The following is a 15131-nucleotide window of genomic DNA, read 5'->3' as shown; positions in this document are numbered from 1 at the left end:
TAGAATGGTTGGTTTATTTATGCCGTGTTGTACTAGTATTCATTCCCACACAGGGTATGGGAACGAGAAAAGGAGAAATGCAGAGTATGGGAGAGAGATAATGAAAAATCACCAATTACCAATTACCAATTACCAATTACCTATGTCTACTAAAGTAGTTGAAATTCTCTCATCAGAAGAACTGCGTCGGACATTAACTCGTATGGCTTCTCAGATTATAGAAAGAACACGAGATTTATCGCAGTTGTTACTTCTGGGTATTCACACTAGAGGAGTGCCATTAGCTTATTCATTAGCTCGTCAAATAGAAATTCTCGAAGATGTCAGCGTTTCCGTAGGCTCTTTGGATATTACATTTTATCGTGATGATCTTGATAAAATTGGGTTGAGAACTCCAGAAAAAACTGATATTCCCTTTGACTTGACCGGAAAAACAGTGGTACTTGTAGATGATGTCATTTTTAAAGGCAGAACTATTCGTGCTGCTTTAAATGCCGTCAATGAATATGGTAGACCAGAGGTAATTCGTTTAGCTATATTAGTAGATAGAGGTCATCGAGAGTTACCAATTCATCCAGATTTTGTCGGTAAGAAATTACCCACAGCGAAGGAGGAAATTGTTAAAGTTTATTTACAGGATAGTGATGGACGAGATGGTGTGGAGTTAATTAGTAATTAAAATTAACCTACACAAGCTAGGATTTAAAAAATATATAAATTACACCTGTAAACTTGACTATGAGCGTAAGTATCTGCGGAATGTGGGATACATGATTTTGGAGTGGAAATTATGACAAATGTGAAAAATATCAATAAACCCTTATTTTCTCAACATTATTTAGAATATCGGCTTCAAGAATGTCCAGAATGGCAATTAGATATTAAACTGGATTTTGAAAGATTAAAAAACCTGTATTTATCAAAGAAAGCGATTTTACCGACTCTCAATGAAGCGCAAACAGAAGATGTGTTTATTAAACCCGTATTAGATATTTTAGGATTTTTTAATATTCCTCAAGTCGTGACTCGTGGTAAAGGTAGAGCCGAACGTCCTGATTATGCGTTGTTTGCAAATGAAGCAGATAGAGATACAGCTTACTCTTTTCAAAATAATGAAACTGCTTTTTATGGTAGGGTATTAGTTATCGCAGAAGCTAAATATTGGGAAAGACCATTAAGTAAAGTTTCTGCTAATGATAAAAGAGATATTTTCAAGAATGAAAATCCATCTTTTCAAATTTCTAGTTATTTGACTGGTACAAATGTTGATTGGGGAATTTTAACTAATGGGAGAGAATGGCGTTTATATTATCGTCAAGCATCTTCTACCGCAACGGAATTTTATCCTCTTGATTTGGTAGAATTATTAGAAACTGAAGATTTGCAAAAGTTCAAATATTTCTGGTTATTTTTTAGAAGTGCTGCTTTTGAAAAAGATAGTTACAATAAAAACTTTTTAGAAAGAGTCAGAGAAGGAAGTACAACCTATGCAACTCAAGTAGGAAATGAATTAAAAACATTGGTATTTGAGCAAATATTTCCTGACTTAGCAGGGGGTTTTGTTGCAGACGCTATCAGACGGGGAAAAACTGGAGAACCAAAACAGGTTTATGCGGCTACTTTATCATTTTTATATAAGTTGTTATTTCTATTATATGCCGAAGCAAGAAACCTATTACCAATTACTACCGCTTACCGTGATTATAGTTTGATTAAAATTACCCAAGAAATAGCGGAAAGTGTTGATAAACAAAAAACATTAAGTGGAACTTCGACAAAAATTTACAAGAGTTTATTAGGTTTATTTGAAATAGTAGATAGAGGTGATTCAGCTTTAGAAGTACCTCGTTATAATGGTGGTTTATTCCATTTTGATTTTCATGAAGCTGAGGATATCAAAGATTATCCAGATAATTATTTTTTGTATGAACATCAATTATCTGATGCTGTCTTATTTCCCGCTTTGGATAAATTAGCACGGTTTGAAAAATTACCCATTGACTACAGCTTTCTAGGTGTGCGACAATTGGGTTCAATTTATGAAGGTTTATTAGAATATCGTGTAGTGATTGCAGATGGAAATAACGGAAAAGTTCATTTAGAAAATGATCAGGGTGAACGCAAAGCTACAGGTTCTTATTACACACCTGATTATATTGTTAAATACATTGTTAGTCATACTCTCAAGCCAATTTTAGAGGAAAGAAAACAGAAATTTGCGGATTTGATGACGCAAATTAGCCAATTACATGAAAAAATAGCAGATGGTAGATTGGGGGTACAAAGTCGTAATGGTTTACGAAAAGATTTACAACGTTTAGAAAGAAAAAGTACAAATACTCTCCTTGATATTAAAATATGTGATCCTGCAATGGGAAGCGGACATTTTTTAGTGGAAGCTGTTGATTATTTCACAGATGAATTAATCAGCATTTTAAATGAATATCCCGAACATAATCCGGTTTTGGAGATGTTGAAACAAACCCGCGAGGGAATTTTAGCAAATTTACAACAGCAGGGAATTACTATTGATGTGAATAAGTTAGAAGATACTCAACTTTTGCAACGGGTGGTAATGAAACGTTGTATTTATGGTGTGGATTTGAACCCAATGGCTGTAGAATTAGCAAAGGTGAGTTTATGGTTACATTCTTTCACAATTGGCGCACCTTTGAGTTTTTTAGATCATCATTTGCGTTGTGGTAATTCCCTTATTGGTACGACTGCGCGAGAAGCAGAAGCAAATATGGTGAAGGAAGAAAGTGGACAATTAAATTTATTAACTGGTCCGTTTGTCGGGTTGTTACGTGCTGCGGAAATTATGCGCGGTGTGAGTACGTTAAGTGATGCAACTTTTGCGGAAGTGGAAACTAGCGAAAGATTATTTAAGGAATTTGATCAAGCTGCGAAACCTTATAAACGGTTATTAGATATTTATGTTTCTAAATATTTTGGCTTAAAACGTGCTGATCATTTTTTACGAGTTCATGCTACTAATGCGATTAATGCTAATTCTGAAAATATGAATGTTGCTGATATTGCAGTTTATGAAGATGCGAGAAAGTTGTTTGAGGAAAAGCGGTTTTTTCATTGGGATTTGGAATTTCCAGAGGTTTTCATTGATTTAGAAAATGCCAGTTGGAAAGAAAATCCTGGTTTTGATGTTGTGATTGGAAATCCTCCTTATGATGAGTTATCTGAGGATAAAAAAAGCGGTGTAACTCATGAAATAAATTACTTTAAATTGACACCTAAATTCAAGGCTGCGTTAGGTAATCGTATTAACATTTATCGTCTTTTTATTGTACAAGCAATATATATACTTAAAAATCAAGGTACACATGGATTTATTGTTCCTCTGTCCTTATTAGCTGATGAATTTACCTTAAATCTACGAAAATACCTACTTGGAAATGTTCAAATTATTTTAATAGAACAGTTTCCACAAAAAGATGATCCACACAATAGAATATTTTTTGATGCTAAGTTATCAACTTGTATTTATGTGATTTGTAACCGCAAACCCAACGAAGAAGATAGAATTTATGTAAGAACTCATCCAGGAAAATTAATTTCCGAAAATTCACAAAGTTATAAGACATTGCAATCAAGTTTTTTTAGGTTTGATACAACTAATTTGTCAATACCCGGTTTAAATAGCAATTCTTGGAATCTTGTTTTGAAACTTGCAACAAGTGTAAAATTCTCAAAACTTGAAGAATTTGTGAATGCGTCACCTGGTGAATTAATGATTAATAGTGAATTTAAACCTTATTTAAGTGATAAAGAATTAGGTGAAGAAGCAATTCGTGGTTCACATATTGCTATGTACGCTATTGTAGAACCAAAGCAAGGAGAGAATGTCTTCTTTAATCGTGTTCTTTATTTAGCAGAACATAGTAACAGTAAAAAAGCTGTTGCTTATCAAAATAAAAGGGTTATTTATCAGCGTTATGCAGCAATAGATAATTATCGAAGATTAATTGCCACAATATTGCCAGAAAATTATTTCTGTTCACACACAACCGGATATTTTTCTGATGTCAAAGTATATGATTTAGGATTTTTTACTGCTTTACTTAATTCAACTTTGTTAAATTGGAGGTTTAGCATAACCAGCACAAATAATAATATCAACGGTTATGAAATCAAGTCTTTGCCAGTTCCTAAAATCTCCTTTACAACTCCCCCAGAAAAACGCCAAGAATATCTAGAAAATACTATCAAACTTTACCAACAATATCAAATCAATCATCATCCAGATATCCTATTTACCCAAATTGATCACCACCTCAATCAACAACCATCAGAAGCGGATGTAATTCATGATTTCCTCGCATATTTAGCTGAACAAATGATAGAATTGAATCAACAAAAACAAACAGAAACCAAAGGCTTCTTAACATGGTTAGAAAGACTTATCGGTACTGAAATTAATAATCTTACCAATAAATCAAAAATTCAAAATTATTTAGGTGATTATTATAAACAAAAACAAGGAGATAACCATTTAACCCTTGATGAATTAATTGGTATCCTCAGGAAAAATCAGAAAAAACTGAAAATAGATCCCACCGCGAGAAAAGAACAGGAGACATTAGCAAAAGAATATCAATCGAGTTTAAATACACTTTTACCAATCAAGAAACAACTTAAACAATGTGATTGGTTAATTGATGAAATCGTTTATCGGTTATATGGTTTAACTGAAGAAGAAAAAGCCATAATTCAAGGATAAAAATATCCCCGACTTCTGTTTTCATTTTCGGTTTGAAACTTAGTTGAAGATTCATGGTGGCTTGCAAACGCAGATAGACGCAGATAAGAAAAGAGGGATAAATATCAAGTTAAAAATCTAACTTTACCAGTATTAATATCATAGTAAGCACCGACAATTTTTAATCTATCATCACGGATTAATTTATCTATAATTTGTGAATTATCTTGCAATTTTCTAGCTTGGTATTCAATATTATTAATCACGGCATTGTTATCATCATTAACATCATTACTATTACTATTACGTCTTGTTCTGGAATTTGGAGATAAACTTGGCCTAATATCATCAACTACAGATTTAATTTTACCATCATCTGGTTGATTGTCAAATGCTGCTGATACTGCACCACATCCTTTATGACCTAAAACAACTATGAGTTGTGTTCCTAAATTAGCGGTAGCATATTCTAAACTACCAATGGTTTCATTAGTAGCAATATTACCAGCAACGCGCACAACAAATAAATCTCCTAATCCTTGATCAAAAATTATTTCTGGGGGTACGCGAGAATCTGCACATCCTAATATTGCTGCATAAGGATATTGTTTTTTAGATAGTGATTGCAAACGTCTTTTTGATTGATTGGGATATTGACGATTTTGATTAACAAATCTTCTGTTTCCTGCTATTAATCTTCTTTTTGCTTCCTCTGCACTAACTGGATTGGGATTAGGATTATTTTCACGAATTGTAATTTCTGCACGGTTAGTAATGATTTCATTACAAGCAGTCAAAGTACCCATACTCAAGGTACTTAAACCTACGAATTTTAAGAAGTTACGACGACCTACAAAACCGTTAATTCTACTCATAAGTCTACCTGACAACTTCTACACGATTTTTACAGAAGATATCAGATTTGATTATGATCTGAGAGTACCTAATGACACGGTTTAAGGGTTATTTAATCTTTTGCTTAAATACCAAACAATATATTGGACATATTCAGTATATTTGCCTTCTGCATCTTTGGTACTGAGTTCTTCTAGCGTCTTTTTGATAGCTTCAGTTGACCATGTTTTATTAGGAAATTTTTTATTTAATACTGCAATTACTGTGTCTAAAGCTATTTTACGATTTTCTCTAAGAGTTTGATAGTTAAGATTTAAAATTTCATTTAGTTCCTGATTGATAGTTTCATCATCACATATAGATAATATTTTTCCAGTTGAACTATATTTGATCTGATTTTCACAATTCTTATTACTATCTACTGGATTGAGAATCATTGTATAATTTCTATGTGTTCCTTCATAATCTCCTTTTCTTGCGTTACAATGTAGATTCTTTTTTCCTTGACCTCTATTACCTGAACAAGAAGCTATTAGATTTTTATAGTCTAGTTGTAAATCTGGATTATCAGATTGAGGTTTATTATGTTCAATTTCCATATTATCTATAGATATTCGTTGCATACAATAACAACAAATATAACCTTGTTCAGTCAACAACGCCTTTTTTAACGGTTCTTTTGGACGATAATCATCATAGTTTGCGTTCTGTGTCTGACGATATTTTAAAAGACATGGAGGTTCTGAACCTTTGATAATGCGTTTCATTCTACCCTGTTTAAAAAGTCAATTAGCGTATAAGCTCTAACTAATTCTGGATCATTATTTCCTAACAATTCAGATAACTTTTGTAGTTCTAGTTTAGCTTCTTCTAAGTTATCATTATCTATCATTTCAAAACATTTGTCTATTCTTTCCTGCATTTTCACCGGTCTTTTTTCCACACCCATAACTTCAAACAGAATTGAGTTACTATCTCTGCCAAAAGTGTGGGGTGTCAATTCTACAATTTCTGAATCTTCTAAAATAAATACGTTTTCTCTGTTTACTCCACTCAAAACTTGAGGAGAATGAGTAGTAACAATAAATTGACAATTAGGAAATGTTTTTCTAAAGCTAGGAATTACAATTCTTTGCCATTGAGGATGTAAATGTAAATCTATTTCATCAATTAATATTATTCCTGTTCCTTTTTCTAGTAGTTCTGAAGGGTTAGTAATACTTGGATTTAAAATTGCTAACCGTCGCGCAATGTCAACTACTATCATGAGTAAAGTTTTTTCACCGTCGGAAAGTTGATCTAGTTTGAAGTTTTCACCATTTTTTTCTATAACTAATGAAGGTTTAATTAAATGACGAATACCACCTTCTCTACTCGAACTTACGCGTACTATATGTAAATCAGAAAATTCAGTATTGGGAAAGCCTTCTAAAAATTCCTCTAATGCTTTTCTGACAATTTGTAAATGAGGGTTTCTAAAGTTATTATCTTCTCTTAATCTAACTTCGTTTTCATATTCTTCTTGTTCTTTGAACCAATATAAAAAATCTCTAAAATCATTTATTTTATCTGAAAATGCTTCTTTATAAGCATCAAATTGATTATTATAGATAATTACTTGTGTATCTTTAATAGAATCGTTTAAAGATGCAGAACTTATTGATATTCGATTTGTTTGATAATAAACTAATATTGGTAGACTTAAATGAGGAAATATATCAATATCTTCAAGAATTTTATAAGCATAATTATTTATTTCTACTTCAGTAGTATTCTGTATCATCTCAATTTGAGATAATTTCCATAAATCGTTTGTAGAAGAATTGACAGTTTTCCAGATAAGTTTTGTATTTTCACCAGTAATTGTATCTGTATCAGTGACAATATGAATAATATTATAAACTGTATCTGATTTGATGTTAATATCATCTTCTGTTAAATCAAATTTTGAAAATGTTTTATTGAATAAAGATACAAATTGCGACAAAATTATAGCAATACTATCTAAAATAGATGATTTACCTGAACCATTAGATCCAATGAATACAGCTAAATCAGGAGGAAGTGTTAATTTAAGTTCTCGAAAACCTCGAAAATTTTGTAAATGTAATTCTTCAATACGCATATTTATAAATTGAATATAATTGGAAATTCAAAGCACCAACAAGATCATATTTTCATCTTATCGAAAATTTTCGATTTTACCAAATGAAAAATTATGCTAATTTTTGCACATATAACCCATCTTCCGCACCATAAACTTGATTAATGGTGCGTTACGGCTTTGCCTAACACACCCTACAAATACTGCTATAATTACTTAGTCTCTATTTTCTGTAATTACCTTATCTAATGGTTTATCCCAACTATCAATAGGTAATTGAGATAAATACGCAAAATCAAAAACTACTCCTATGGTCTGTTTTTTGTTCCAACCTGGAGAATTTAACAAACGGTCATAATATCCACCACCATAACCTAAGCGGTATCCTTGGACATCACAACCCACACAGGGGACAATAATTAAATCTACTTCGTCAATCTCTATTATCGGTGCTTCGTGGTGAGGTTCAGTAATCCCATAAGCGCCGATATTTATTGTGTCTTGAGGTTGCCAATAATGCCAAACTAGAGATTTATCAACACAACGGGGAAAACCCCAACGTTTATTAATGTTAGTATATAGCGAGCTAATATCAGGTTCTTGACAAAAGCTAAAAAAAGCCAGAATTGTATTTGCTTGATTAAATATAACTGAGTTTTGGATGTTGGTGGTGAGGCGATCGCTCTTATCTCTCCATTCTAATAATGTCATAGACTGGCGTTTTTGGAGTAGAGTCCGCCGCAGTTCTCTTTTATTTAGCTGTGAATTTATTTTCCGCAAAGCTGATGCAATTATTTTGAATTTTAATTAACTTGGCGGTCAGAAACCGCGTCTAGACAGACAAAACCCACCTATCCCTTCTATCCCGTAAGGGATACGTGGGTTCAAATTTTCTATTTTTATTGAGTCCGCGAAGGCGGACTTTGTTTGTGTAGCCGCGAATTCTATTCGCCGGGACTATTATTCGCCAGGACTATTTCTATGCGGCGTTTTCGCGCCACCAATCAATAGTATTTTTCAAGCCTTCTCTAAATTCTACCTCAGCAGTAAAACCAAAAGCCTGTTTTGCCCTTTCCGTATCTAAACAACGACGGGGTTGACCATTGGGTTTGTCGGTTTCCCAGACAATTTCCCCCTCATACTCCATCAATTCGCAAATTAAGTTAATTAAATCCCTGATGGAGATTTCATAACCAGTTCCTAAATTGACGGGTTCAGCATCATTATAAAACTGAGTTCCCATGACTATTCCCCGTGCTGCATCTGTAGAATACAAAAATTCACGGGTAGGAGAACCATCACCCCACACAGGAAGTTGCTTTTCTCCCCTAGTTTGGGCTTCTTGCACTTTACGAATTAAAGCGGGAATTACATGAGAACTGCTGGGATTGAAGTTGTCTTCGGGTCCATACAAGTTTACAGGTAACAGGTAAATACCATTAAACCCATACTGCTGACGATAAGATTGCAATTGTACCAACAGGGCTTTTTTCGCAATTCCATAGGGGGCGTTAGTTTCTTCTGGATAACCATTCCAGATGTCATCTTCTTTAAATGGTACAGGGGTAAATTTAGGATAAGCGCAAATAGTTCCTACACAGACAAACTTTTCTATCCCCTGTTGATAAGCTGCATGGATTAACTGAGTCCCCATCATCAAGTTATCGTAAAATAACTCGCCGGGTTTTTCTCGATTCAGACCAATACCACCAACGTGGGCAGCTAAGTGAATGATAATATCCTGTTGGTCTACTGCCCGTTGGCAATTTTCCCATACTCGCAGATCACAATCGTGCGATCGCGTCACTGTAATCTTCTCACGATCAGCGCCATGCTGACACAGTTGATCTATCACTTGACGGCCGAGAAAACCCGCCCCACCGGTAACAAGAATCCGTTTATTTGCTAATTCTAAGGCAGTCATATTATTATCCTTGATCGGAATTAAAAGTGTAGAGATCCCAATTCTTGACGGGTAGTAGCAATATCTTGAATTTGTTTTCCACCATTCCCATTGGGAGAAGTACAACCCACAGCTTGTAAATCAGCTTCCACCATTAACGCCACCAGTTCCTTAAATGTTACCGATGGTTGCCAGCCTAATTTCTGCTGGGCTTTAGTGGGATCACCAATTAGTAAATCCACTTCCGCAGGACGCAAATAACGTTGATCAAACTCTACGTATTTCTGCCAATCGAGATTAACATAACTAAATGCTAACTCCAGAAACTCCTTCACTGAATGGGTTTCACCTGTAGCGACCACATAATCATCCGGTTGCTCTTGCTGCAACATCAACCACATAGCTTTTACGTAATCTTTCGCATAACCCCAATCCCGCTTGGAGTCCAAATTACCCATGTAGATATTTTTTTGTTTACCAGCAACAATGCGGGCTACTGCTCTAGTAATTTTGCGGGTAACAAATGTTTCTCCTCGTCTGGGAGATTCATGATTAAAAAGAATCCCGTTACAAGCAAATAAATTGTAAGATTCGCGGTAATTTATAGTTTGCCAGTGGGCGTATACCTTAGCACAAGCGTAGGGACTGCGGGGATAAAAAGGTGTGGTTTCACTTTGAGGAACCGCTTGCACCAAACCATACATTTCCGAAGAACCAGCTTGATAGAAACGGACTTCAATCCCAGTCCGGTGTTGATAATCGCGGATAGCTTCTAATAAACGTAATGTCCCCATACCTACAGCATCTACTGTATACTCAGGTGAGTCAAAACTTACCCTAACGTGGGATTGAGCGCCTAAATTATAAATTTCTGTAGGTTTGACTTCTTCTAAAATCCGTCGTAGAGTTGTTCCGTCTGTCAAATCACCATAGTGAAGAAATAGCCTTGCGCCCTCGTTATGAGGATCTTCATACATATGATCAATTCTGTCTGTGTTAAAGGTGGAAGTACGGCGAATAATTCCGTGGACTTCATAGCCTTGTTCTAGTAGAAGTTCGGTTAAATAAGAACCATCTTGGCCAGTAATACCAGTAATTAAAGCTCGTTTTCTTTGTGTCATGCTTGGTGATGCCTTGTTGTTTTTAGTTGAAGATTACAAACAGTCTGATATAACCTGAGTTCGGTGTTAGGAGTTTCTCCTTCGGAGACGCTACGCGAACGGAGTTATGATTTTTTCAACGAGATCATAAGAGACTTCCAAATAAAAAAATGTCCCAAAACTGATGCAAAAATTCTCTCTCTGTGTACTCTGTGCCTCTGTGGTTCGTTTCTTGGGATAATTTATTTCTGGGAAGTCTCTAAGGGTTTGAGACTCATACTTGGGGCAGTTTTCCACAAATTATCTTATGTCGAACTCAGGTGATATAAATTAGCATCTAAGTGATATAACTGCCCAATAGTCAGGCTGCAAATATTTAGTCGCTATTAAATCAGGTTCAACAAATATTTTGGTTAAAAAACAATTTAACAAATAATTATAGGGTTATGTCAATTAGTATTCCTGATTTTAAGTAGGTGAACAGAATAAAACTAAAGTGTGTAAGTAAGTGAAGACAATAAAACCAATCTGTGTAAAGAAAAGTAAAATCGCCCAAACCCTCTTCACTATTGCCTATTGCCTATTGCCTCTTCCCTATTGTCTGCTGTCAAAAATGGTTTTTGGGGCATAATGTTGCCCCATAAGAGGGAATTGGTGTACTTACTTAGTAAGCTCCTTTATTTTTGGGCATGATAACAACATTAATTGTTTTGAGGATAATCCACAAATCGAGCCAAAAATTCCTAAAATTGACATAATGTAGGTCTATTTGCACCCGGCGAGGATAGGGAATATCATTCCGTCCAGATACTTGCCACAAACCAGTAATTCCTGGACGAATCGTTAAAACATGATTGATATAATCACCATACTTTATTAATTCTTCTGCCACTAAAGGTCTTGGCCCAACTACACTCATATCTCCTTTGAGAACATTCCAAAATTGGGGAAATTCATCTAAGCTAGTAATTCGCAAAAAATGGCCAATTTTAGTGATTCTTGGGTCTGTTTTCAGCTTAAAGTTGTCTTCAAATTCTGCTCGCAAGCTAGGTGATGTGGCCATCATTTCGACGAGAATTTCGTCGGCATTGTTGACCATAGTGCGAAACTTAATACAATTAAAGCTGCGGTAGTTTTTGCCTACCCGTTCTTGAACATAAAAAATCGGACCTTTGGAGCTTATGGCTATCAATAAAGCCAATATCATGTAAATGGGAGAAAACAAAATCAAGACCGACAATGAAAAAACTATATCAAACAGTCGTTTAAAGAACTCTCCGTATAAACCCTGAAAAGATAAACTTCTGGATTTCACCTTTGGCTGTTTAACTTTTTGACCACGTTTTGATAAAACAGTCATAGATGTACTGTTATCCTTCCGCGGGTACCGCTTGCCGGAGAGGAGTGAACTCTGGGCAGTCATCATACTCCTTTATAATCCACACCACACATAGTCCCGATCTTAAAGCTAAAAGGCAGTAATTTTGAGGAAAAATTTCCTGTCTTCTGAGAAAATAAATACAAAAGGCTGATGTTTACCGTCTGTAAACTCCTTTTTCACGGCATTCATTCACAAAACTGAGATAACGTTCTGCAAAAACCTGGCGAGAAAATTGATTAGCGTGTGTTTGTATATACTCATGACTGTATAAATGTTGCTGATCTACAAATTTTTCTACGGCATCTACTAAAGCTCCTACTGTTTGGATTCTAAATAATATACCAGTTCCTGTATCAGGATGTGTCTGAATATCTCTAACTGTTTCTAATGCACCACCTGCACGGTATGCAATTACGGGAGTTCCACAGGCTTGGGCTTCAACTAGGGCAATGCCAAAGTCTTCGCAGGCTGCATAAACAAAGGCTTTGGCACGGGACATATAATTTTTGACGATATGATCGGGTTGCCATCCTAAGATTTGAATATGTGGTTGGGCGATTTCCCGTAGTTTGTTCATTTGCGGACCTGTGCCAATAATGATCAAGGGTTTTCTTAGGTGATTAAAGGCCTCAACAATTAAGGAAACTTGTTTATAACTGACTAATCGAGAAACTATCAGGTAAAAATCCTCTTTTTCCGAGGAAAAGGGACATTCATCTAGGTTAACTGGTGGATAGATGACTGTTGCTTCCCGCCGATAGCAACGCCAAATCCGTCTGGCTGTGTGTTGGGAGTTGGCAATGAAGTAATCTACTCGATTGGCACTAATTACGTCCCATTGCCGCAAATTATGGAGGATTTGGCGGGTGATCCAGCCGACTGCTCCTTGCCCTAGTTTGCTTTGCTTGAGATAATCAAAGGTTAAATCCCAAGCGTAGCGCATGGGGCTATGGCTGTAACAGATATGCAATTGATTCGGGGTGGTTAAGACTCCTTTAGCTACAGCATGAGATGAAGATAAGATGACTTCATATTCTCGCAAATCCAATTGCTCAATAGCCAAGGGTAATAGGGGTAAATATTTTTGGACTCCTTGACGGGCTTGGGGAAATTTCTGTAAAAACGTTGTGCCAATTTGACGTTTGTACAGGTAACTTTCTGGATTGCTGGATTCAAAATCTATCAGGGCGTATAAATCAGCGTCAATGTGATTTAGTATTTCCTGGACTACGAGTTCTGAACCTCCTGTGGCTTGAGGGGTTAACCACTCATGAACTAAGGCATATTCTAGGGACACGGTTAAGTTGAATGGGTGGAAGGTAATTAGGCTATTTTCATGAGGTGATATAGCAGGTGACAGGTGACAGAGTTTAAAGTCTTGTGCTACAGTTCTATGACAAGTTTATGTTCTCATCCAACTGCATACCGCTATATTAAATATTCCTCACTGTGATCCAGACGTAGGAAAATCTCTAGATTGAATACAAGATATAATCCTAGCAAAAGATGTTCCTCTAGTGATACTACAACCTGATAACCTCTACAGATAAGGGTGATTTTTATTGAGGAATTAGAAAGTTATGCGGATTCTGGTTATCGGTGGAACTCGGTTTATTGGGGTGTATTTGACTGAATTACTGGTGAAGGCTGGGCATGAGGTGGTTTTGTTCAATCGTGGTAATCATGCTGCGCCTTCAGGGGTAGGACAAATTATCGGCGATCGCACTAACTCAACTCAACTTCAAGAAAAGTTAGCATCAGCAAGTTTTGATGTTGTTTTTGACAATAATGGTCGGGAACTCACGGATACACAACCTCTGGCGGAAATTTTTCAAGGACGGGTCAAACATTTTGTGTACATGAGTTCTGCGGGTGTTTACCTCAAATCTGACCAAATGCCCCATTTAGAAGGGGATGCTGTTGATCCTAAGAGTCGTCACCAGGGTAAACATGAAACGGAAGCTTACCTGAAGCAATTGGGAATCCCCTTTACTTCTATTCGTCCTACTTATATCTACGGACCGCAAAATTATAATCCTTTGGAAAGTTGGTTTTTTGAGAGAATTGTGCGCGATCGCCCGATTTGTATTCCCGGAAATGGTATGCACATCACTCAGCTTGGCCATGTCTGGGATTTAGCTCAAGCAATGACCCAGATAATTGGTAATGAAAAGGCGATTGGAGAGATTTATAATATTTCGGGCGATCGCTTTGTCACTTTCGACGGTTTAGCCCGCGCTTGTGCTGTGGCTGCTGGTAAATCTGCCAATGATGTGAAAATCGTTCATTATGATCCGAAAAAGTTTGATTTCGGTAAACGCAAGGCTTTTCCCATGCGGGTGCAACATTTCTTTGCGTCAGTGAATAAAGCCCAAATAGAATTAAATTGGCAACCTAAATATGGTTTAATTTCTGGTTTGCAAGACTCTTTAGAAAATGACTATTTAGCGACTGGTGCAGACAAAATGGAGATAGATTTTTCTGTAGATGATGAGATTTTGAACGCCGGGTAATTAGTGATGAGTAATGGGTAATTAGTAATTGGCTTTAACAACTATAACTCACCCATTACAATTCATCTAGGAGATCATGATGCAATTAGCAGCCCCGACAGCTTATTTACTATTTTGCCCTGTTTGGAGCAAGAATGGTCTTAAAGTTGTGTAGAAACCCCAAGAAATTAGCTTTAACGCCAGGAGGTTCAAAATTTTCACTGTATTTTGTCATCTCCGCTTCTAACTGACGCAATAGGTTTTTGTCCTCATCTGTTCTGGCTGCTTGCAAGCGATGTTCTAAGGTTTTTCGCATGTTTTCTTGATGCTTTATTGAACTCTCTTTAGCCAGATCTACCCTGCGTTTATTCATGGTTATTGTCTCAGTCAAATGTTTTAGGGTTGCTAAATTGAAATAGGGGATTAAACACTAGACTTGAAGTGACGTACTCCACACACTCCCTTTCAGGTGAGTGTGGGCTTCTCAGTGACTCCTCTATGAGGACATTAACTGAGCTTTAAGACCGTGCGCCCCACGGTTCTTTGGTTTTGAGATTTGTTTTTTGTTTTGTAGGCTGC

Annotated in this window: 12 protein-coding genes; 3 read left to right on the top strand and 9 right to left on the bottom strand. The window is 36.0% G+C overall.

The window, feature by feature from the left end; genetic code table 11:
• The first annotated feature begins 142 nt into the window (after positions 1-142).
• Complete coding sequence (gene pyrR / locus PN471_RS12900; protein ID WP_190383495.1) at positions 143-679, top strand: bifunctional pyr operon transcriptional regulator/uracil phosphoribosyltransferase PyrR; 537 nt, start codon at positions 143-145, stop codon at positions 677-679.
• 111 nt (positions 680-790) lie between these two features.
• On the top strand, positions 791-4738 hold the full coding sequence (locus PN471_RS12895) for an Eco57I restriction-modification methylase domain-containing protein (protein ID WP_271777186.1): 3948 nt from the start codon (positions 791-793) through the stop codon (positions 4736-4738).
• 104 nt (positions 4739-4842) lie between these two features.
• Here the strand turns inward: PN471_RS12895 and PN471_RS12890 are convergent, their stop codons facing one another.
• From PN471_RS12890 to PN471_RS12855, 8 genes are all read right to left on the bottom strand, one after another.
• A complete protein-coding gene (locus PN471_RS12890) occupies positions 4843-5592 on the bottom strand; it encodes a carbonic anhydrase (protein ID WP_271777185.1) in 750 nt (249 codons plus the stop codon).
• 81 nt (positions 5593-5673) lie between these two features.
• Positions 5674-6339 (bottom strand): retron system putative HNH endonuclease, encoded by a 666-nt coding sequence (locus PN471_RS12885; protein ID WP_271777184.1) that lies wholly within the window; start codon positions 6337-6339, stop codon positions 5674-5676.
• Positions 6336-7697 carry an AAA family ATPase gene (locus tag PN471_RS12880; protein ID WP_271777183.1) on the bottom strand — a complete coding sequence of 454 codons (1362 nt, stop codon included), beginning with the start codon at positions 7695-7697 and terminating at the stop codon, positions 6336-6338. The genes PN471_RS12885 and PN471_RS12880 overlap by 4 nt, the downstream gene beginning before the upstream one ends.
• 195 nt (positions 7698-7892) lie before the next feature.
• Positions 7893-8456: a 5-formyltetrahydrofolate cyclo-ligase gene (locus PN471_RS12875; protein WP_271777182.1), complete on the bottom strand. Its 564-nt coding sequence runs from the start codon at positions 8454-8456 to the stop codon at positions 7893-7895.
• Between the two features lie 199 nt (positions 8457-8655).
• Positions 8656-9600, bottom strand: coding sequence for a GDP-L-fucose synthase family protein (locus tag PN471_RS12870; protein WP_271777181.1), 945 nt, complete (start codon positions 9598-9600; stop codon positions 8656-8658).
• Between the two features lie 20 nt (positions 9601-9620).
• On the bottom strand, positions 9621-10700 hold the full coding sequence (gmd, locus tag PN471_RS12865) for a GDP-mannose 4,6-dehydratase (RefSeq protein ID WP_271777180.1): 1080 nt from the start codon (positions 10698-10700) through the stop codon (positions 9621-9623).
• Positions 10701-11343: 643 nt separating this feature from the next.
• A complete protein-coding gene (locus tag PN471_RS12860) occupies positions 11344-12102 on the bottom strand; it encodes a sugar transferase (protein ID WP_271777218.1) in 759 nt (252 codons plus the stop codon).
• Positions 12103-12214: 112 nt separating this feature from the next.
• Positions 12215-13357 carry a glycosyltransferase gene (locus tag PN471_RS12855; RefSeq protein WP_271777179.1) on the bottom strand — a complete coding sequence of 381 codons (1143 nt, stop codon included), beginning with the start codon at positions 13355-13357 and terminating at the stop codon, positions 12215-12217.
• A 283-nt stretch (positions 13358-13640) separates the two neighbouring features.
• Between PN471_RS12855 and PN471_RS12850 the strand changes: the two genes are divergently transcribed.
• Entirely contained in the window at positions 13641-14573 is a 933-nt protein-coding gene (locus PN471_RS12850) for an NAD-dependent epimerase/dehydratase family protein (protein ID WP_271777178.1), read from the top strand.
• A 109-nt stretch (positions 14574-14682) separates the two neighbouring features.
• Here the strand turns inward: PN471_RS12850 and pirA are convergent, their stop codons facing one another.
• Positions 14683-14925, bottom strand: a complete 243-nt coding sequence (gene pirA, locus PN471_RS12845; protein ID WP_271777177.1) for an arginine synthesis PII-interacting regulator PirA — start codon at positions 14923-14925, stop codon at positions 14683-14685.
• Positions 14926-15131: the final 206 nt, after the last annotated feature.

The organism is Aphanizomenon sp. CS-733/32 (assembly GCF_028330045.1).
GTDB lineage: Bacteria > Cyanobacteriota > Cyanobacteriia > Cyanobacteriales > Nostocaceae > Dolichospermum > Dolichospermum gracile.
The sequence above is the reverse complement of the archived record's forward strand: the minus strand, read 5'-3'. Positions and strand labels throughout refer to the sequence as shown.